The organism is Devosia enhydra, from assembly GCF_900119845.1.
GTDB lineage: Bacteria > Pseudomonadota > Alphaproteobacteria > Rhizobiales > Devosiaceae > FPKU01.
In genome coordinates this window covers 1,262,457-1,280,918 of record NZ_FPKU01000001.1, presented here as the reverse complement: position 1 = coordinate 1,280,918, position 18,462 = coordinate 1,262,457, and the positions used below count along the sequence as shown (strand labels likewise).

Here is an 18,462-nt window from a genome sequence, read left to right as displayed (position 1 = left end):
CTGCGACTGTCCGGGGGAATGCGATGAAACTCGATTACGTCCTGCTCGATGTCTTCACCACCGAACGGCTGCAGGGCAATCCGCTCGCCGTGGTGTTCAAGGCCGATCATCTGAGCGATGTGCGCATGCAGGCGATCGCCGCCGAGTTCAATCTTTCTGAGACCGCCTTCATCACCGACGCGAAATCCGAGCGTCACACCGCGGCGTTGCGGATTTTCACCCCCAAGTCCGAGCTGCCGTTTGCAGGCCACCCCACGGTGGGCTCGGCGGTGGCGCTGGCGATACAGACGCGGGCGACCGCCATCCGCTTCGAAGAGCAGATCGGCGTCGTGACCTGCGTGCTCGACCAGATGGACAAGCGTTCGGGCTTTGCCCGATTCGCGCTCCCCAAGCTGCCGAGCGAGGCCGGTTCGCCCCCGGATGCCGCGGCTCTGGCCATCGCGCTGGGCATCGATATCGAGGATATCGGCTTCGGGCCGTACCAGCCGGCCGTGATGTCGGCCGGTGTGCCCTTCTACCTCGTGCCGGTTCGGTCGCCGGCCGTGCTGGCGCGTATGCAGCCGCAGCGGGCGAACTGGCGGGAGACGTTCCCGATCGGCATGGGCAAGGTCTATGCCTTTACCGAAACGCCTGGCGAGCCGGCCAATGACCTCGCAGCACGTATGTTCGCGCCGCTCGCCGGCATCGCCGAGGACCCGGCGACGGGTTCGGCCGCGGCGGCGCTGGTCGGGCTCCTCGCACGCGAGGCGCTCGAGGGCCAGTCGGCCTACCGCATCCGGCAAGGCCACGAGATGGGCCGCCCCAGCCTGATCCACGTCCAGCTCCGCAAGGACGGCGACGCGCTGACCCATGCGGGAATCGGCGGACATGCGGTTGTCGTTGGGCGCGGGGTGCTCGATCTCGACGCCTGATCGCCTCAAGGCGCATTCTTGTCTCTTTATAAAGCCCGTCAGCGTCGCTGGCGGGCTTTGCATTTGCGGCGGCTCGCGGCGCTTGAAGGGCCATTGACTCTTACATTGATAGATGGCTATATAGCTTAATGGAAATACAAAAGCAAACGCAGTTGGATGCCATTTTTGGAGCGCTGGCCGACCCGACCCGCCGTGCCATGCTTGTTCGGCTGGCAGCGGGGGAGGCGAGCGTCAGCGAACTCATGGCACCGTTCAATCTCACCCAGCCGACCGTCTCCAAGCACCTCAAGGTGCTCGAAGAAGCGGGACTGGTGGAAACGGGCCGTGAGGCGCAGCGCCGGCCCCGGCGACTATCGCCGCACGGCCTGAAGGCAATTGCCGACTGGATCGAGCCGTTCCAGCGGCAATGGGAACAGCGGCTCGACAATCTCGACGCCCATCTGGGCACCATGGAGGACAAGTGATGCTTGCGAATGCCGAACGTTCGACCCCGGCCCAGACGATCGCCATCGATCGGCAGGCCCACACCATCACACTCTGGCGGCGGTTCGCCGCGTCGCCGGCGAAGGTCTTTGCCGCCTGGACGGAGCCCGACCATGTCCGCATGTGGTGGGACCCTTCAGGCGCGCCGCTCGCCCGTTGCGAAATCGATCTTCGGATTGGCGGCGGCTTTGCCTTCGTGCCCGCCGGTCAGCCGCATATGCCATTCACGGGGGTGTATAAAGAGATCGCCGCCCCGGACACGCTGGTATTCGACGCCAATGGCGCGCTGGGGCGTGTCACTCTCGATGACCGGGATGGGGGCACACTGATGACCGTGTGCATCACTTGCGGTTCGGATGAGCATCTGGACATGTATCTGAAGCTCGGGATCGACGTCGGTACGGCACGCACGATGGATAATCTTGTGTCGCATGTGGACCGGCTCGCGGCCTGATGCCTCTCGCGTAACGGGCCCCGGCACGCCGGTGCCCGAGCACTTCGTTCTGTCGATGGCTATCCCCGCCGGCAATCAGCGCTTGCACACCCTGGCTGCATGCGGCATGGTGCACGCGCAACCGGATGGAAGCCATGCAGCGCAACCGCGCCATCGCCATTGCAGCCAGCGAGCGCCAGGCCATTGTGAGCCGGGCGATGATCGCTGTTGCCTTGCTGCTGCTTCCCGCGCTCCTTCTCCTTATCAGCCCCTGAGTACCGGCGGTCCGCATGCGGACGGGTGGTCAGGGGAGTGCAGATAAAACCGACCGAACGATAATTCGTCCGGCTGCGTGAGGCTTTTGCCCCGGCCGGTTTTCCAAGGACCAGATTTATGAGCGCTGCTGCAACCGGTACGAGCAACACCGAACGCGTCTTCATTTTCGACACCACGCTGCGCGATGGCGAGCAGAGCCCCGGCGCCACGATGACGCTGGACGAAAAACTGCAGGTGGCCGAAGCCCTCGACGAGATGGGCGTCGACATCATCGAAGCCGGCTTTCCCATCGCCTCGAATGGCGATTTCGAAGCGGTGGTGGCTGTTGCCAAGCATGTGAAGAATGCCGTGGTCGCCGGCCTCGCCCGCGCCATTCCAGCCGATATCGCGCGGGCCGGCGAGGCCGTCCGCCATGCCCGGCAGGGCCGCATCCATACCTTCGTCTCCACCTCGCCGATCCATCTGGCCCATCAGATGAAAAAGACCGAGGAGCAGGTTCTGGAGATCATCAGCGCTACTGTGGCACAGGCGCGCAACCTCACCGACAATGTCGAGTGGAGCGCGATGGACGCGACGCGCACCCCCATCGACTATCTGGCGCGCTGCGTGGAACTGGCCATCCGCGCCGGGGCGACGACGATCAACCTGCCCGACACTGTGGGCTATGCCGTGCCTGAAGAACATGAGGCGATGTTCCGCTCGATCATCGAGCGCGTGCCGGGCGCCGACACGGTCATCTTCTCGGCCCATTGCCATAATGATCTGGGGCTGGCGGTGGCCAATTCGCTGGCTGCTGTGCGCGGCGGCGCGCGGCAGGTGGAGTGCACGATCAACGGGCTGGGCGAACGCGCCGGCAATGCGGCGCTCGAGGAGATCGTGATGGCGCTGCGCACCCGCGCCGATGCCATGCCTTACGCGACCAATATCGAATCGACTCATCTCAGCCGCGCCAGCCGCATCGTATCGGCGGCAGCGAATTTCCCCGTGCAGTACAACAAGGCCATCGTGGGCAAGAACGCCTTCGCCCATGAGAGCGGCATCCATCAGGATGGCATGCTCAAGAATGCCCAGACTTACGAGATCATGACGCCCGAAAGCGTGGGCATCAAGGAAACGACTCTGGTGATGGGCAAGCATTCGGGCCGCGCCGCCTTCAAGGACAAGCTGCGCGAACTGGGCTACGAGCTGGGCGAAAACGCCTTCCAGGAAGCGTTCCAGCGCTTCAAGGACCTGGCTGACCGCAAGAAGCACGTCTATGACGCCGACATCGTCGCGCTTGTCGATGACGAGGCCGGATCGGTGGACGACCGGATCCGGCTCGTGGACATGGAAGTCGTCTCCAAGACCGGCGGCATGCATCGCTGCGACCTGGTGCTGTCGGTGGATGGGCGCGAAGTGCGCGCCAGCTTCGATGGCACCGGCTCGGTCGACGCGATCTTCAACGCCATCAAGCAGGCCGTGGGCAAGGACCCGCATCTGGTGCTCTATGCCGTCGATGGCGTGACCGGTGGCACCGACGCGCAGGCCTCGGCCCATGTGCGGCTCGAGATGAATGGCCGCATCGCCTCGGGCAATGCCGCCGAGCCCGATACGCTGGTGGCGTCGGCGCGCGCCTATCTCAACGCCGTCAACCGCCTGATGATCGAGCGCGGGGCCGCGGCCCAGGGCGCCACGGAAGCCGTCGCGAGCTGAACGCGTGAAGCGGGTGCCGCGTCCCGGTTGGGCGCGGCATCAAGCGAACGCTGCGACGAGGGACCCTATCGCTGCCGGATCCAGCAGGCCGGTTGCAAGGCTGCCGAGCAGGCCGGCATGCAGCGCGGCGATCACGAAACTCGTGGCGCCGAAGCCCGGCTTGGAAATCTTGTGCCGGAAGGCGAGCTGGCCCAGAAGCCCGCCGATGATGCCGCAGAGCAGATCGAGCAGGTGCAGCTGGTTTTCGGGTATCCGCCAGCCGCCCGCCTCGGCGAGCCGCTTGTCGACGCCATAGGTCAGGAACGACAGCAGCCCGATCGCCGCATAGGCCAGCCCCAGCACGATGCTCATCCGCTCGAGCCCGACGCTGGCCACCACGAGGCCCGACAAAACCGCGGCGAGCGCGACGCGAGCATAAAGCCGCACTGGCGAGGGAAGGCGGCGCGGGGGCGGCCGCTGCTCACGCGCCATCGGCGGCTTTCAGAGCGCGGGGCAATTCGTCAGCGAGAATATCGAGATCGGCGGGAAGGCCGGCGCTGATCCTGATGCAGCGATCGAGCGGGTGCGCCATCGGCTTGCGCACGAAGACGCCGCGCGCTTCGAGCGCCTTGAGCACGGCAAGCGCATAGGCGCCGTCGCGGCCGCAGTCGACGGCGACGAAATTTGTCGCCGAGGGCAGGGCGACGAGGCCGCTGTCTGCGGCGATGGCCCCGATGCGGTCGCGTGCTGCGGTGATGCGCTGTACGACCTCGGTCAGCCAGGCCTGATCCTCGAGCGCTGCGAGCGCCGCTACCTGGCCCATGCGGGTGACACCGAAATGATTGCGCACCGCATCGAAGCCGGCGATGAAGCCGGCCTCCCCGATGCCGTAGCCCACCCGCATCCCGGCAAGGCCATAGGCCTTGGAGAAGGTGCGGGTGCGAATGAGATTTGGCCGTGCGCTATCGAGGTCGGGCAGGGTGCCGGCAGGGGCGGTCTCGCAATAGGCTTCATCGAGCAGAATGAGCACATGCTCGGGCACGGCGGCGATGAAGGCCTCGAGGTCGGCGGCGCTCCACCAGCTCCCCATCGGATTGTCGGGGTTGGAGAGATAGACGACCTTGCAGCGCTCCTCGCGCCGGGTGGCGGCGAGAAGGCCCTCGAGGTCCTCGCGATCGCCGGCATAGGGCACGAAACTGATGCGGCCGCCGAAACCGGTCACATGGTAGTTGAAGGTGGGATAGGCGCCCAGCGAAGTGACCGCCACATCGCCCGGTGCGATCACCAGCCGGGCGATGAGGCCGTGCAGCCCGTCTATGCCTTCTCCCACAACGACATTGGCGTGCGGCACGCCCAGATGCCGCGCCAGCGCCGAGCGCAGCAGATGCACCTCGGGGTCGCCATAGCGCCAGATCTCGGGCGCCGCCGCCTGCATCGCGGCGATGACCCGTGGCGAGGGACCGAAATTGCTCTCATTGGCGCCGATGCGGGCCCGGATGGGTTGGCCGACGCGCCGCTCGATCGCTTCGGGCCCCACAAAGGGCACCGTCTGTGGCAGGCCCGCAGCGAGCGGCGTGAAGTGGCGGCTGGACATCAATGCTCTCCCCCCGGGGCGCAGTCTAATCAGGGCTCAGGTTAACGCCAGAGCCTCGTGCGACGACGGCAGCGCCGAAAAATTGTCATGCATAATAGAATTGAATCAGGGGCTTGACCGAAAATGATGACGATTTGATTCAAATCGACCATCGGCCGGAAAGGAGCCGACAAGCATGCAGGCGCAGACTCTCCTCGTTGCCGGCGATTCTCAGGCGTCGGCGCCCGAAACCAGACAGTCCGGTTCCCGGCCCGTGCTTCAGGAGACCCCATTGCCTCCGACTTATCTCCTTGCGCGCGATCATCTGCAGCGCGCGGCATCGATGCTGCGCGATGAGGATATCCATTCGCTGCAACTGCGACAGATCATAGAGCGCACCATCCAGCTCATGGACGAGACCCCGCACCGGCCGCAGCGGCCGCGTAACAACGTGCTCGATTTCGAGACCTTCCGCGCCCTGCTGCGCAACGAGTGAGGCCCCGGGTTAACGGAACTTTGTCTTGAGCTTCGATCCGCCTCGGGGCACTCCTTGCGGGCGCAGAAGCGCGCCACGGGAGACCCTCATGCGGATTTCGAACCAAGTTTTCACGCTCGCCCTTGCCGTCGCGCTGAGTTGGGCGCCCGCGCTTCCCGCCGCAGCCCAGCAGACGGCGACCGCCGTGTTCGCCGGCGGGTGCTTCTGGTGCGTGGAATCGGATTTCGACAAGGTGCAGGGGGTGACCGCCACGGTCTCGGGCTATATCGGCGGGGAAGCGGCGACGGCCACTTACGATACCGTCACCCGCGATAAGACCACCGGACATTACGAAGCGGTGGAAGTGACTTACGACCCGACCGTGACGTCCTACGACAAGCTGCTGACGGTCTTCTGGCATTCGGTCGATCCCTTCGATGCCGAGGGCCAGTTCTGCGACAAGGGGCCGAGCTACCGCACAGGCATCTTTACCGCCAGCCCCGACGAGACCGCCGCCGCCGAGGCCAGCAAAGAGGCCGTGAAGGCAGAGCTCGGACGGACGCCGGCCACCGCCATCGTCGAGGGCAAGACCTTCTACCGCGCCGAAGATTATCATCAGGATTTCTACATCAACAACGCCGCCCACTACACCTCGTACCGCTTCTTCTGCGGCCGCGATGCGCGGCTGCGCGAGATCTGGGGCGACAAGGCGCTTCTCGGTACCAAGGACAACCCGGCCTCCTGAGCCGCCTTATGGCTTGGGAATGCTGTCGGGGCGCGGCGTGGTCTGGTCGGGCACGACATTGATCTGGCTGCGCTCCTCTCCCGTCAGCGCCCTGTCGAGCGCGAGCTTTGCCTCCTCGGTCAGGGCATAGAGCGTCGGCAGGTAGTCGGGCGTCTGCGTCCAGGCCCGCAGCTGGAGGGTGACCGACGAGCCCGAAAAACTGTCGACATGCACGGTGGGCGCCGGATCGACGAGCACGCGGCGATCGCTGGTGGCGATCCGCAGCAGCACCTTGCGGGCGCGGGCGATATCGAGCGCATCGGGCATGGTGACCGTGATATCGACGCGCCTGCGCACCTCCCGGCTGTGATTGGTGATCGCCGAGGCGAAGAGCTTCTGGTTCGGGATGAAGACATAGAGGCCGCTGGTGGTCCGCAGACGGGTGCCGAAAAGCCCGATCTCGACGACGATGCCGGACACCCCGCCATCACTTGTGATGTATTCCCCGATCGCGACGGGCCGCAGCAGCACGAGCATCAGGCCCGAGGCGATGTTGGACAGCGTGCCCTGCAGCGCCAGCGCGATGGCAAGGCCGGCCGCGCCGAGCACGGCGAGAATCGACGTCGATTGCACGCCCACAAGATTGAGCGCCATCACCACCGACAGCACGATGACGCCGTAATAGGTGGCCTGGGCGAGGAGCGGCGTGAAGTTCTTGTCGACGCCATAGGCGCGCGGCAGCAGGCGCTTGATCACGCCTGATAGCCAGCGTGCCGAGACATAGCCGATGGCGAGAATCAGCATTGCCAGGCCCAGGGCCAGCGCGTGTCCGCCCAGCCAGGCAAAGGCCAGCTGATTGTCCTCTGTGATCGTCATCGCTCCCCCGAGCCCTCTGCCTCGCACTCCGACGAGCCTGCGCTGCGCCTTCTGAGCTTAGCAGAGCATTGATTTGCCAAAAGTGCGAACTGACGCTGGACAGCACCGGATCGCTTTGCTAGACACCCGCTCGGCCCAGGGTGCATAGCTCAGATGGTAGAGCAGCTGACTCTTAATCAGCGGGTCCAAGGTTCGAGTCCTTGTGCACCCACCAAGCCCTCCGCGTAAGCGGTTGATATCTTTGGTGGAATTACGAAGGGCGCCGTTGGCGCCCTAAGTTTTTTCCGCACTGCTGGCAACGCGGCGTTGCGTATCGCCGTCAGCGACTGCCGCTAGAACCTGTAAGCGGACGTGACCCGGACGCTTCGAAAACTTGAATCAGACACCGTCGAATAGACCTGTTCAACGTAACTGGCGCGCATAGCCAGGGATGGGCTCAGTACCAAGCCCAGCGTCGCCCCCAGCGACAGGGTCTCCTGCGCGTTTCCGTCCGGCACGCCGTTGGATGATGTCTCACCGCCCCGAACATAATATCCGTCCAGCGCCGCCCATACCGAGGGGCCAAAATTGCGGGTCACGTGGGCCTCCAGGAGGAATAGCGGCTCTTGGCTGGCCACGGTCGAGGACCCGAACGGGTCGTCGTTGTCGCCAAAAATATGCACACTGGGCACAAGCTCGAACGTCGTCAGATCCGGGTCCAGCAGAGTGTCGGCCAGGATGTAGCTGATCGGAAGGCTTGCCTGCAGCGACCAGCGGTTGCCGCCCAGGTTCAAGAGCCGGGAGGAATCGTAGTCTCCGGTTGGCAGGAACAGCTTAGCGGCAGCAATGGCTTGAAGACCGGGCTTGTACTGAGCGTAATCCATCGGCCCCAGCGATGGCGACCCGAACAAACCTAACTGCCCGCCAATGAACATGTCGCCCGGTGCGACATCGGTTTCGAGATTGACGATTCCAAAACCGGTATCGAGAGCGGCAGAAAGACTGCCAATCGGCATGCCGATCAGGAACGCGCTCGCGGTGCCGGCCAATTCGAAATAGCCCTGGTAAGAGGGCGTGACGACCGCCACGCCAAATTCGCTGCCTGCGATGGTCAGCTGCTGCGCCGTTACAGTCAGGCTTGCGAAATTCGTGCCTTTGGGCACCGGATGGTAGGCACGCGCGCCATCTTGAGCCTGTGCATGACTACAGGTTGCAAGCAACACGGCGCCGACGACAAAAGTCTTGCTGAACACCGAAACCCTCCCTCGACCCTGCGCCGCGCATCGTCCCCACTTTGCGCCCGCAATGATGGAGGGGAGCATGGGGATGCCCATTTGACAATCGATTTGGCTTGCAGCCGGGTCCGACCTCGCGCGCTGCCGGAGTATCGGACGTTTCGCTGCGAATCGTAGCGTCGGGGCCTGGTGATCGGCAGAGCTCTTCGCTTCGCCGGATGGGCCGCTAGGCCTAAAGAATCGTACAAGATGTCGCAGGGGGCTCTTCGCAGGGGGCGGCTGACGCTGTATGACAGCGCGCGACGGAGGGCCTGCCCAAGACCGTTTCGTCTCCTCGAAACCACGCAACAGGTCTGGCCGTGGACTTCATAACAAATCTCTTCACCGGGGAGGCGCTGTCCGCCTTCCTCCAAGTCATCATGATCGATCTGGTCCTTGCCGGTGACAACGCCATAGTCATCGGGCTTGCGGCTGCCGGCCTGCCGGCCGACCAGCGCAAGAAGGCCATCCTGATCGGCATTGCCGCGGCAACCGTGCTGCGCATCTGCTTTGCCCTGATCACCACGCAGTTGCTTGCGCTCGGCGGCGGCCTCTTGATCGCGGGCGGCGTGCTGCTGCTCTGGGTCTGCTGGAAGATGTATCGCGAGCTCACCGTCTCGCATGCCGAAGAGCATGCGGCGACCGAAGCTCTGGCCGATGCCGACCTCAACAAGGACGGTACGGTTGCCAAGGGCGCCCCGCGCAAGACGCTGCGCCAGGCGGCCATCCAGATCCTGATCGCCGACGTGTCGATGTCGCTCGACAACGTGCTGGCCGTGGCCGGTGCGGCCCACGATCATCCCGAAGTGCTGATCTTCGGGCTGCTGCTGTCTGTGGCGCTGATGGGCGTTGCCTCCGCCTATATTGCCAATGTGCTCAACAAGTTCCGCTGGATCGCCTGGATCGGCCTGCTCGTCATCCTCTATGTGGCGCTCAAGATGGGCTATGAAGGGCTCGACCAGGTGCTCGGGCATACCCTGCCGGCCATTCCCTTCATCAAGGGTTGAGCCAGGACAAACGCTTGACGTCAGGGGCGCTGTCCATCGGATGGCGCCCTTTTGCTTGTGTGGGCTTTTTTCGATGTCGCTGGCAGTTTGCTAACCAGTCCGACGGCGAAGATGCCGGGGCCCGGGCCCGTTGGCAAATTGCTCATGTTCGACTGGCTAGGATTGCCGGCATCGCATCCCGGTCACGGATCGCCCGCCATGCCGCACGCCGCCACCCTCAGCACTCAACCTGCTGCCGCAGCCATTATGGCGACGCTCCGGCGCGTGCCTGTAGCCGAGTGGGACAGCGTGGTGGCCGATTTCGATGGTGTCTGTCAGGAGCAACTGGTGGCGTTTTCGGCGCGGCGCTGGCCGGGCGTTGTGCTCGAGCCGGTGCTGGTCGAAAGCGGCGGGACGGTGCTCGGCGGGGCGCTGATGATGATCCAGCGCGTGCCGCTGGGGCTCGGCGCGATCGCGGTGGCCAAATGGGCGCCCATGCTCGCCGACGAAGTCTCGGACGGGGCCGAAGCCCGTTACGAGACGATGATTTCGGCGCTGATGGAGGAGTATGCCGACCGGCGAGGAATGACCCTTTCGATCCTGCCAAGGGCGAGCATCTCTGCGCGCAATCCCGAAAGCGAGGTGCTCGAGCGGCGCGGCTTTTCCGCCAAGCCGGAGCTTTTGTTTCCCAATCGCTACATCGTCGATCTTCGCCTGCCTGACGAGGCGCGGCGCAAGGCCTTTGCGCAGAAATGGCGCTACCATCTCAACAAGTCCGAAAAGGCGGGGCTGAGCTTCGAGCATGCCGGGCCCGAGAGCCGGCCGCTGTTCGATGCGCTTTACGAGACGATGGTCGACCGCAAGAAATTCCCGGACCATTCGGCCTATGAAACGGTGCCCGACCTGTTGTCCATCGCGGATCCCCGCCTGCGCCCGGAGCTGTTCTTCGTGCGGCGGGAGGGCAGGGCGATCGCGGGTGCGATCATCTTCAAGGCCGGGCTTCGGGCGGTCTATCTTTATGGCGCCACCGACAGCGAAGCGCTCGATCTCCGGGCCGGCTACTTCCTCCACTGGCATGTGATCCGCTGGCTGCGCGACAATACGCGGGCGCGCTGGTACGATCTTGGCGGCACGGATGGGTTTGCCGGCCTCCACCAGTTCAAGAAGGGCATGGTGGGTACGGCCGGGGTGATCGAGCCCGTGCCGGCCGTCGGCATCTATGCCAGCCGGCCGCTGCCAAAGCTGGTCGGGCACGCCGCCTTCGCCATGCGCGCGGTGCAGCGCCGCGCCACCCATGTTCTGGAGCGGTTGCGGCCAGAAGGCGCAAAGCCGGACCAGGGCCGCGCAGGCGACAGGCAGGCTGCGCAGGGCAGGGACGACTGATGGGCATCAAGGGGCGGCTTGCCTCGCAATCGGCGATCATCTTTGCCGCGCGCATCGGTGGCGCGGGGGTAACATTTCTCGCGCAGGCTGCGATCGCGCGACTCTGGGGGGCGCCTGTCCTCGGGGAATATCTGCTGCTGCTGGCAGCGATCAACCTGCTGGCCGTCGCCCTGCCGCTCGGGTTTCAGGCCGTCGGCACCTATTTTTCCGCCGAATATGCCGCGGCCCAGGATGGGCACATGCTGTGGCGCTTCATTGGCCATGCCTATGTCTATATCGCCGCCATGGCGATCCTGGCTGGCGTGCTGCTGCCCGTTATAGCGCCGCTGCTGGGCGAGCCGGGACAGGCGCTTGCCGGCCATCTCGTGCCGGCGGTGGTGATGGCGGCGGGTACGGCGCTGGTGTTTTTCAACGGCGCTGTGCTCATCGGGCTCAAGCGCCCGCTCTGGGGCTTTACGGCCGATACGCTCTTTCGCCCGTTCGTCCTGGTCACGTCGCTGATTGTCGCTGCGCTCCTGGCGCATGGCGATGGTCCCTTGGCTCTCGTGCTGCTCATCGGCATCTTCGCCTTCGGCTATGCCGGGTTGTCGCTGGTGCATCTGCTGTTCGTGGTTCAGGCGGCGCGGACCGTGCCGAAGGAGAAGCCGCCCCGTGCCGCGCCCGTTGCGCGCTGGTGGCGCTTTTCGGTGCCGCTGGTGCTGATCGGGCTGGCCACAGATTTTTATTTCGACATCGACCTGCTGTTGCTCGCGGGCCATATGAGCCGCGAGGAGCTGGCGATCTTCGGGGTGTGCGCGCGCGTCTTCGCCCTTGTCTCGTTCGGGGTGGTGGCGGTTTATTCCGTCATCGTGCCCGACATATTCGAGGCCGGCGGACGCGATGATCGAGCCGGCTTCGCGCGCAAGATCGGCGATGCCAATCTGGTGGCGTGCGGGCTTGCGCTGGTGCTGTGCGCCGGCATGGCGATCGGCGGGCCGCTGATGCTCATGCTGTTCGGGCCCGATTTCGCCCCCGGCTATGGCCCGCTGCTCATCCTCTGCCTCGCGCTCGTCGTGCGCTCGGCCTTCGGGCCGGCCGCGCTCGTCCTGTCGATGCATGACAAGCCGCATCTGAGCCTGCCCGGCGTGACGCTCGGCATGGTTGTGCTGGTTCTCGGCAACCAGATCCTCGTGCCGGAACACGGATTGATGGGTGCAGCCCTCGCCGCACTGGCTTCGATCACCGCGTGGTCATTCGCCCTCTGGGCCACGGCGCGGCTGGCGACGGGCATCGATGTCTCGATCATCGCCCGCTGGCGGCAGCGCGCAGCGCACTGATGGCAGCCGACGCCCGGCCCGCCGGGCGGAACGGGCCCGGCTTGCCCCCACTTGCCGCAATGTCTAGAACGGGCACGACTTCATGGGAGGAGTTGGTATGTCCCAAGACCTTGTTTTCCAGCCGAGCGCCGAGACCCTGGCGCGCACCCGCACCACGGCCGCGCAGTATGAAGAGCTCTATCGGCGCTCGATAACCGAGCCCGATGCCTTCTGGGCCGAGCAGGCGCAGCGGATCGACTGGATCGCGCCCTTCACCAAGGTCAAGAACACGAGCTTCGCCTATCCCGATGTCTCGATCCGCTGGTTCGAGGATGGCGCGCTCAATATCGCGGCCAATTGCATCGATCGGCATCTTGCGACCCGTGGCGATCAGGTCGCCATCATCTGGGAGCCCGACGACCCGAAGGCGGACGCGCGGCACATCACCTATGGCCAGCTCCATTCGGAGGTCTGCCGCTTCGCCAACGTGCTGAAAAGCCTCGGCGTCCGCAAGGGCGAGCGCGTCACCATCTATATGCCGATGATCCCCGAGGCTGGCTATGCGATGCTTGCCTGCGCGCGCATCGGGGCGGTGCATTCGGTGGTCTTTGCCGGCTTCTCGCCGGATGCGCTGGCCGGCCGCATCAATGATTGCGACAGCCGCATCGTCATCACGGCGGACGAAGGCCGGCGCGGCGGCAAGACCGTCGCGCTCAAGAAAAATGTTGATATAGCGCTCGAAAACGCGCCGGGCGTCGAGAAGGTGCTGGTGGTGCGCAATACCGGGGCCGACATCGCCATAAAGGGCAGCCGCGACGTGTGGTGGCACGAGGCGGCGGCGGGCATCGAGCCCTTCTGCGATCCCGAGCCGATGAATGCCGAAGACCCGCTGTTCATCCTCTATACCTCGGGCTCGACCGGCAAGCCCAAGGGCGTGCTGCATACGACGGGCGGCTATATCGTCTGGGCCTCTTTGACCCATGAGACGGTCTTCGATTATCGCGAGGGCGAGGTCTATTGGTGCACCGCCGATATCGGCTGGGTCACCGGGCACAGCTATATCGTCTATGGTCCGCTCGCCAATGGTGCGACGACGCTGATGTTCGAGGGCGTGCCCAACTGGCCCGATGCCAGCCGCTTCTGGCAGGTGGTGGACAGGCACAAGGTTTCGATCTTCTACACCGCGCCCACGGCCATCCGTGCGCTGATGGGAGCGGGGGCCGAATGGGTCGCCAAGGCCGATCTCTCGAGCCTGCGGCTGCTGGGTTCGGTGGGCGAGCCGATCAACCCAGAAGCCTGGCTCTGGTACCATAAACATGTGGGGCGTGGCCGCTGCGAGATCGTCGATACTTGGTGGCAGACCGAGACGGGCGGCTTCATGATCACGCCCTTGCCCGGCGCCATTCCAGCCAAGCCGGGCTCGGCCACAAAGCCCTTTTATGGCGTGCAGCCCGTGGTTTTATCGCCCGAAGGCAAGCTGCAGGAGCAGACCAAGGCCGAAGGCGTGCTCTGCATCGCCGATAGCTGGCCGGGGCAGATGCGCACTGTCTATGGGGATCACCAGCGCTTCGTTTCCACCTATTTCGAGACCTACAAGGGCTATTATTTCACCGGCGATGGCTGCCGGCGCGATGCCGACGGCTATTACTGGATCACCGGCCGGGTCGATGACGTGCTCAACGTCTCGGGGCATCGGCTCGGGACGGCGGAGATCGAAAGTGCGCTGGTTGCGCATCCCAAGGTCTCGGAAGCCGCCGTTGTCGGCTATCCGCACGACATCAAGGGGCAGGGCATCTACTGCTATGTCACCCTCATGGCGGGCGAGGTGGCGAGCGATGCACTGGCCGCCGAGTTGCGGACCTGGGTGCGCAAGGAAATCGGGCCGATCGCGGCGCCCGACCTGATCCAGTTCACGCCAGGCCTGCCCAAGACGCGTTCGGGCAAGATCATGCGGCGCATCCTGCGCAAGGTGGCCGAGAACGAGTTCAGCGCGCTGGGCGATACCTCGACGCTCGCCGACCCCGCGGTGGTGGACGACCTCATCGCCAACCGCAAGAACCGGTAGTCTGGGCGCGACGCTATATGAAGTCAAGCCCGCGCCGGTAAGCGCGGGCTTGTACATTCGCTCGGAAGCGCTTCAGTGCCGATCCGCCGAATGGGGCCGAGGCTAAGCGCGCCATGGCCATCAGCCCGGGCAGGGCGCAGCGACCTGAACGCGATCGCCCCATTGAGCATTCTTGGGCAGGAACCCGATGCAGGGCGAGGGGGCGTCGCCATCGCCCTGGATCTGGTCGCCGAAATCGGGATATTCACGCGGGACGACACAGAGCTGCTGATAGGCAGCCGGATTGGTTTCCGAAAGTGTCTGGCACGATCCGCTGCCCCCGCTCTGTGAAAAAGCCGGGGCACTGATGCTGCTCAAGACGAGGCCGGCAATAGCGGCCGCAGCGAAAGAGACTTTCATCATCTGCACGTCCTCAAATGTTGCACCGACTGGCTGGAAACCGCGCCCGATAGTGTGGGCCGTCACAAGTCTGTCATGGCCATGCTAGCCGAAAGCAGTTAACGGGAGGGCTGCGGAAAGCTCGCATCTGTCATGAACAGGGAGCGGGGAACTTCGGCACGGGCCGCTGTTTCCGCCTCAATCCTCTCTCAATTTGCGCCCCTTGATTCGCGGCGGAGACGTCTGATGCGCCTTTTTCTTTCTACGCTTGCAGCCGCCCTGGCGCTCGCAACCGCGCCTGCCTTTGCCCAGACGCTCGACGAGATGGCCGGCCAGATGATCCTTCTGGGGTTCAGCGGCGATTCGGCCGGTGACGCATCTGTCAGGGCCGTAACCACGCAACTGGCCGAGGGCGAAATCGGCGGGGTGATGTATCTGCGCACGAATGTGGCGAGCCGCGATGCGGTGACGGAAATGAACCGTGGGTTTCTGGCCGCGACGCCTGATCTGCCCCCCTTCATCTCGCTCGACCAGGAGGGCGGATCGGTCGAGCGCTTGACGCGAGCCGTGGGCTTTGAGGAAATTCCCTCGGCCGCAGCCATCGCTTCAAGCCGGTCAGTGGCCGAGGCGCGGGTGCTGTTCGAGCACCAGGCCGACGCCGTGGCGGCCTGGGGGTTCAACGTCAATTTCACCCCCGTGGTCGATCTTGCGACCAATCCCGCCAATCCGGTCATTGCCAAGTTCGGGCGATCGTTTTCGGCAGGCGCCAATATCGTGACGGCCTATGCCGAGCAGGCGATCGCCGCTCATCAGGCGGCGGGCCTCGTCACATCGCTCAAGCATTTTCCCGGTCACGGTTCGAGCGCGGGGGACACGCATGAGGGTTACGTGGATATCACAGAGAGCTGGGATGACACCGAGCTGGCGCCTTATCGCGCGCTGATCGCGCAGGGCTATTCCGATTTTGTCATGGTCGGTCACCTGGTCAAAACCGATATCTCGCCGCTGCCGGCAAGTCTTTCGCCCGAGTGGATCACCGGGGTGCTGCGCGACGATCTTGGCTTCAAGGGCGTCGTGATCAGCGACGACCTCGAAATGGGCGCGATACGCCAGCATTACGGGCTGCGCGAAACGGTCAGGCGTGCCGTGCTGGCCGGCATGGACGTGCTGCTGTTTTCCAACACCTCCAAACCACGTGCGAGCCTTGGCGACGAAGTGCGCGCGATTCTCGTTGAGGAAGCCGAAGCCGACCCCGCCTTCAGGGCCCGTATCGAGGAAAGCTATGGGCGTATCGTGGCGCTCAAGGGCCGGATGGGCCGTTCGACGGGCTGAAATCGGTGCGCGCGCGCGGTTTGCTGTTCACCCGCCCCGGGCAAGCGTTTATGGTCGGCCGGCATTGCCACTGATTGGTGGCCGGGTTCGATGGAGGGCGGATGCTCGATACGGCGGAAGAACGTCAGGTCCGACATGTGCGGGCGCTGTTTCTCTCCGACGTGCATCTGGGCATGCGTCCGGCCCGCGTCAACCAGCTCATCGATTTCCTGCGCTGGCATCGGGCCGAGACGATCTACCTCGTCGGCGACATCGTCGATGGCTGGCGCCTCGCGAAGACCTGGCACTGGCCGGCCGAATATGACGTTCTGATCGAACTGATGCTGGCAAAGCTTGCCGGTGGCAGCCGGATCGTGGTGCTGCCCGGCAACCACGACGAATTCCTGCGCGATTATCTCGGCACCTATTTCGGCGAAATCGAGTTCGTCGATCGGGCGATCCACACCACGGCTGCGGGCAAGACCTATCTCGTCATTCACGGCGATCAGTTCGACGTGGTGGTGATGAACGCCAAATGGCTCGCCCATGTCGGCGACTGGGCCTATAATTTCGCGTTGCGCGTCAACAGCGTCATCAACTGGGTCCGCCGTCGCCTCGGGCTGACGTATTGGTCGCTCTCGGCCTGGGCCAAGCAGAAGGTGAAGAACGCCGTCAGCGTCATCGGCCGCTTCGAGGAAGCGCTGGTGCATGAGGCGCAGCAATCGGGCGTCGATGGCGTCATCTGCGGGCATATCCATTTCGCCGATATCCATGACCGGCTCGGGGTGCACTACATCAATACCGGCGACTGGGTGGAGAGCTGCACGGCGATCGTGGAGACCGACGACGGCCAGTTCGAACTCATCCGCTGGAGCGAGCCGGTGCCGCCGCGTCGGATGCGGCGGCTGCGCCTGAGGCGACCCAAGGTCGGGCCGGAATTGAGTTAACCGGACCAAGCGCTTGCCCTTGCGGGCGATGCGGCGCATTGTCGGCTGGACGGCTGTTGCCGGTTATCTTGCGTCGATTTTCCCGGGAGCACCGATCCGATGGGCCAGCCACTGGCGGAGCGCCTTTTCACGCCGGTCGGCAGAACCGCCCAGTTCTACAGCGTGATGTTTCTGACGGGCGCTGTCTCCAACCCCTATATGGGCATCTGGCTCACGGAAAAGGGCATCACGCCCGAGCAGATCGGCATCATCAACGCCATGCCGTTCTTCCTGATGATCCTGTTCAACCAGGTCGTTGGGCGCATCGCGGACAAGGCAGGGGACTGGCGATCGACGATCGTCGTGGGCTCCATCATCGGGGCGATTGCGCCGATCGGCATGTTCTTCGTCGATGGCTATATCGGGCTGCTGATCGTGTGGACGCTGGTGGTGGTGCCGTTCCAGGCCATCGCGCCCGTGGTCGATGCGGCAGCCGTCAGGCTTTGCCGCCGGGTCGGTTCTGAATTTTCGCTCGTGCGCGTCTGGGGCACCATCGGCTTCGTGGTGATGACGGTTCTGGCCGGCATCATCATCGAGGCGTGGGGTCTGGGCCTGTTCCTGCCGCTGATTCTCATCGGCGCGATATTGCGCATGATTTTTGCGCTGCAGCTGCCGATGTTCCGCGCTTCGGTCACGGCGTCGGGCGATGCGCAGGCAAAAAAGAAGCGCAAGAGCCCGCTGGTTGCGACGCGGCTCAGGCAGGTGTTCCGGCCGTGGTTTCTCCTGCCGCTCATCGGGGCTGCGCTGCTGCATGGCAGCCACATGATGCAGATGGGGTTTGGCGCGCTGCTCTGGCGCGAGCAGGGGATCCCGCCAGGCATCATCGGCCCGCTCTGGGCAGCCGCCCCCATCGCCGAAGTGGTGGCGATGCTGTTTTTCGCGCCCTTGGCTCGACGGTTCTCCGCCCGCCACATGCTGCTCCTGGCCTGTATCGCCGGCATCGTGCGCTGGGGCGGCTTTGCGCTCGAACCGCCGATCTGGGGTCTCTTGATCCTGCAGGTCGCCAACATGCTGACCTTCGGGCTCTCCTATCTCGGCATCGTCAACTTCATCGCGAACTGGACGACCGAAGATATCGCCGCCGAAGCGCAGAGCTTTTTCACCGTCATCCGGCAGATCGTCACCGTGCTGGCACTGGCCGGCTTCGGCTATCTCACCGCCGCCTTCGGGCCGGGTGCCTTTTACGGTGCCAGCCTGATGTGCCTCGTGGGGGCGGTGCTGGTCTTCATCTCCATCCTGCTGATGCACCCCCGGCACGAGCGCTGGCGCTGAGGCTGCGGCGAGGCCTGCAAGGCGGTATTCCCGATCTGCGGGCTGCTTAACCGGCTGGGTCGTTACCTGGACTGGTAGAGCTTCTTGCCGCCCCGGTGAGACGATCAAGCG

The 18,462-nt window shown here is 64.5% G+C and carries 18 protein-coding genes and 1 tRNA gene; 14 read left to right on the top strand and 5 right to left on the bottom strand.

What is annotated here, in order from left to right:
• The first annotated feature begins 23 nt into the window (after positions 1 to 23).
• The 4 genes from BT183_RS06225 to BT183_RS06210 all read left to right on the top strand — a co-directional run bounded on the left by BT183_RS06225 (position 24) and on the right by BT183_RS06210 (position 3,795).
• Complete coding sequence (locus BT183_RS06225; RefSeq protein WP_072339963.1) at positions 24 to 911, top strand: PhzF family phenazine biosynthesis protein; 888 nt, start codon at positions 24 to 26, stop codon at positions 909 to 911.
• A 128-nt stretch (positions 912 to 1,039) separates the two neighbouring features.
• Positions 1,040 to 1,375 (top strand): ArsR/SmtB family transcription factor, encoded by a 336-nt coding sequence (locus BT183_RS06220; RefSeq protein ID WP_072339962.1) that lies wholly within the window; start codon positions 1,040 to 1,042, stop codon positions 1,373 to 1,375.
• Positions 1,375 to 1,848, top strand: coding sequence for an SRPBCC domain-containing protein (locus BT183_RS06215; RefSeq protein ID WP_072339961.1), 474 nt, complete (start codon positions 1,375 to 1,377; stop codon positions 1,846 to 1,848). The genes BT183_RS06220 and BT183_RS06215 overlap by 1 nt, the downstream gene beginning before the upstream one ends.
• Positions 1,849 to 2,220: 372 nt before the next feature.
• On the top strand, positions 2,221 to 3,795 hold the full coding sequence (locus BT183_RS06210; protein ID WP_072339960.1) for a 2-isopropylmalate synthase: 1,575 nt from the start codon (positions 2,221 to 2,223) through the stop codon (positions 3,793 to 3,795).
• A gap of 39 nt (positions 3,796 to 3,834) precedes the next feature.
• On the opposite strand, the gene BT183_RS06205 is transcribed toward BT183_RS06210, so the two are convergent.
• On the bottom strand, positions 3,835 to 4,266 hold the full coding sequence (locus BT183_RS06205; RefSeq protein WP_210185443.1) for a DUF1294 domain-containing protein: 432 nt from the start codon (positions 4,264 to 4,266) through the stop codon (positions 3,835 to 3,837).
• Entirely contained in the window at positions 4,256 to 5,368 is a 1,113-nt protein-coding gene (locus BT183_RS06200; RefSeq protein WP_072339959.1) for a pyridoxal phosphate-dependent aminotransferase, read from the bottom strand. Before BT183_RS06200 ends, BT183_RS06205 begins: the two co-directional genes overlap by 11 nt.
• A gap of 271 nt (positions 5,369 to 5,639) precedes the next feature.
• On the opposite strand from BT183_RS06200, the gene BT183_RS06195 reads away from it, so the two are divergent.
• Both BT183_RS06195 and msrA read left to right on the top strand, forming a co-directional pair.
• Complete coding sequence (locus BT183_RS06195; RefSeq protein ID WP_143145681.1) at positions 5,640 to 5,843, top strand: hypothetical protein; 204 nt, start codon at positions 5,640 to 5,642, stop codon at positions 5,841 to 5,843.
• Positions 5,844 to 5,931: 88 nt separating this feature from the next.
• Positions 5,932 to 6,567: a peptide-methionine (S)-S-oxide reductase MsrA gene (msrA, locus tag BT183_RS06190; protein WP_072339956.1), complete on the top strand. Its 636-nt coding sequence runs from the start codon at positions 5,932 to 5,934 to the stop codon at positions 6,565 to 6,567.
• A 6-nt stretch (positions 6,568 to 6,573) separates the two neighbouring features.
• Here the strand turns inward: msrA and BT183_RS06185 are convergent, their stop codons facing one another.
• Entirely contained in the window at positions 6,574 to 7,422 is an 849-nt protein-coding gene (locus BT183_RS06185) for a mechanosensitive ion channel family protein (RefSeq protein ID WP_072339954.1), read from the bottom strand.
• Between the two features lie 138 nt (positions 7,423 to 7,560).
• Between BT183_RS06185 and BT183_RS06180 the strand changes: the two genes are divergently transcribed.
• A tRNA-Lys gene (locus tag BT183_RS06180) sits at positions 7,561 to 7,636 on the top strand.
• Positions 7,637 to 7,754: 118 nt separating this feature from the next.
• Here BT183_RS06180 and BT183_RS06175 read toward each other — a convergent pair.
• Complete coding sequence (locus BT183_RS06175; protein ID WP_177282413.1) at positions 7,755 to 8,654, bottom strand: transporter; 900 nt, start codon at positions 8,652 to 8,654, stop codon at positions 7,755 to 7,757.
• A gap of 350 nt (positions 8,655 to 9,004) precedes the next feature.
• Between BT183_RS06175 and BT183_RS06170 the strand changes: the two genes are divergently transcribed.
• From BT183_RS06170 to acs, 4 genes are all read left to right on the top strand, one after another.
• The gene (locus BT183_RS06170) at positions 9,005 to 9,682 is read left to right on the top strand and encodes a TerC family protein (RefSeq protein ID WP_072341624.1); all 678 of its coding nucleotides are present in this window, start codon (positions 9,005 to 9,007) and stop codon (positions 9,680 to 9,682) included.
• Between the two features lie 198 nt (positions 9,683 to 9,880).
• Positions 9,881 to 11,044: a lipid II:glycine glycyltransferase FemX gene (locus BT183_RS06165; protein WP_177282411.1), complete on the top strand. Its 1,164-nt coding sequence runs from the start codon at positions 9,881 to 9,883 to the stop codon at positions 11,042 to 11,044.
• Positions 11,044 to 12,360 (top strand): lipopolysaccharide biosynthesis protein, encoded by a 1,317-nt coding sequence (locus BT183_RS06160; RefSeq protein ID WP_072339948.1) that lies wholly within the window; start codon positions 11,044 to 11,046, stop codon positions 12,358 to 12,360. Before BT183_RS06165 ends, BT183_RS06160 begins: the two co-directional genes overlap by 1 nt.
• A gap of 97 nt (positions 12,361 to 12,457) precedes the next feature.
• Complete coding sequence (gene acs, locus BT183_RS06155; RefSeq protein ID WP_072339946.1) at positions 12,458 to 14,404, top strand: acetate--CoA ligase; 1,947 nt, start codon at positions 12,458 to 12,460, stop codon at positions 14,402 to 14,404.
• 120 nt (positions 14,405 to 14,524) lie between these two features.
• On the opposite strand, the gene BT183_RS06150 is transcribed toward acs, so the two are convergent.
• Entirely contained in the window at positions 14,525 to 14,806 is a 282-nt protein-coding gene (locus tag BT183_RS06150) for a hypothetical protein (protein WP_072339945.1), read from the bottom strand.
• A gap of 222 nt (positions 14,807 to 15,028) precedes the next feature.
• On the opposite strand from BT183_RS06150, the gene BT183_RS06145 reads away from it, so the two are divergent.
• The 3 genes from BT183_RS06145 to BT183_RS06135 all read left to right on the top strand — a co-directional run bounded on the left by BT183_RS06145 (position 15,029) and on the right by BT183_RS06135 (position 18,351).
• Entirely contained in the window at positions 15,029 to 16,114 is a 1,086-nt protein-coding gene (locus BT183_RS06145) for a glycoside hydrolase family 3 N-terminal domain-containing protein (protein ID WP_072339943.1), read from the top strand.
• A gap of 101 nt (positions 16,115 to 16,215) precedes the next feature.
• Entirely contained in the window at positions 16,216 to 17,040 is an 825-nt protein-coding gene (locus BT183_RS06140; protein ID WP_072339941.1) for a UDP-2,3-diacylglucosamine diphosphatase, read from the top strand.
• Positions 17,041 to 17,139: 99 nt separating this feature from the next.
• A complete protein-coding gene (locus BT183_RS06135) occupies positions 17,140 to 18,351 on the top strand; it encodes an MFS transporter (RefSeq protein ID WP_072339939.1) in 1,212 nt (403 codons plus the stop codon).
• Positions 18,352 to 18,462: the final 111 nt, after the last annotated feature.

What these genes read in the sequence shown, in the direction of transcription:
- BT183_RS06165 (WP_177282411.1), top strand. Translation starts at nt 9,881, where the DNA reads ATGCCGCACGCCGCCACCCTCAGCACTCAACCTGCTGCCGCAGCCATT.
- BT183_RS06200 (WP_072339959.1), bottom strand. Translation starts at nt 5,368, where the DNA reads ATGTCCAGCCGCCACTTCACGCCGCTCGCTGCGGGCCTGCCACAGACG.
- BT183_RS06150 (WP_072339945.1), bottom strand. Translation starts at nt 14,806, where the DNA reads ATGATGAAAGTCTCTTTCGCTGCGGCCGCTATTGCCGGCCTCGTCTTG.
- BT183_RS06140 (WP_072339941.1), top strand. Translation starts at nt 16,216, where the DNA reads ATGCTCGATACGGCGGAAGAACGTCAGGTCCGACATGTGCGGGCGCTG.
- BT183_RS06145 (WP_072339943.1), top strand. Translation starts at nt 15,029, where the DNA reads ATGCGCCTTTTTCTTTCTACGCTTGCAGCCGCCCTGGCGCTCGCAACC.
- BT183_RS06185 (WP_072339954.1), bottom strand. Translation starts at nt 7,422, where the DNA reads ATGACGATCACAGAGGACAATCAGCTGGCCTTTGCCTGGCTGGGCGGA.
- BT183_RS06225 (WP_072339963.1), top strand. Translation starts at nt 24, where the DNA reads ATGAAACTCGATTACGTCCTGCTCGATGTCTTCACCACCGAACGGCTG.
- BT183_RS06135 (WP_072339939.1), top strand. Translation starts at nt 17,140, where the DNA reads ATGGGCCAGCCACTGGCGGAGCGCCTTTTCACGCCGGTCGGCAGAACC.
- BT183_RS06210 (WP_072339960.1), top strand. Translation starts at nt 2,221, where the DNA reads ATGAGCGCTGCTGCAACCGGTACGAGCAACACCGAACGCGTCTTCATT.
- BT183_RS06220 (WP_072339962.1), top strand. Translation starts at nt 1,040, where the DNA reads ATGGAAATACAAAAGCAAACGCAGTTGGATGCCATTTTTGGAGCGCTG.
- BT183_RS06205 (WP_210185443.1), bottom strand. Translation starts at nt 4,266, where the DNA reads ATGGCGCGTGAGCAGCGGCCGCCCCCGCGCCGCCTTCCCTCGCCAGTG.
- BT183_RS06160 (WP_072339948.1), top strand. Translation starts at nt 11,044, where the DNA reads ATGGGCATCAAGGGGCGGCTTGCCTCGCAATCGGCGATCATCTTTGCC.
- BT183_RS06215 (WP_072339961.1), top strand. Translation starts at nt 1,375, where the DNA reads ATGCTTGCGAATGCCGAACGTTCGACCCCGGCCCAGACGATCGCCATC.
- msrA (WP_072339956.1), top strand. Translation starts at nt 5,932, where the DNA reads ATGCGGATTTCGAACCAAGTTTTCACGCTCGCCCTTGCCGTCGCGCTG.
- acs (WP_072339946.1), top strand. Translation starts at nt 12,458, where the DNA reads ATGTCCCAAGACCTTGTTTTCCAGCCGAGCGCCGAGACCCTGGCGCGC.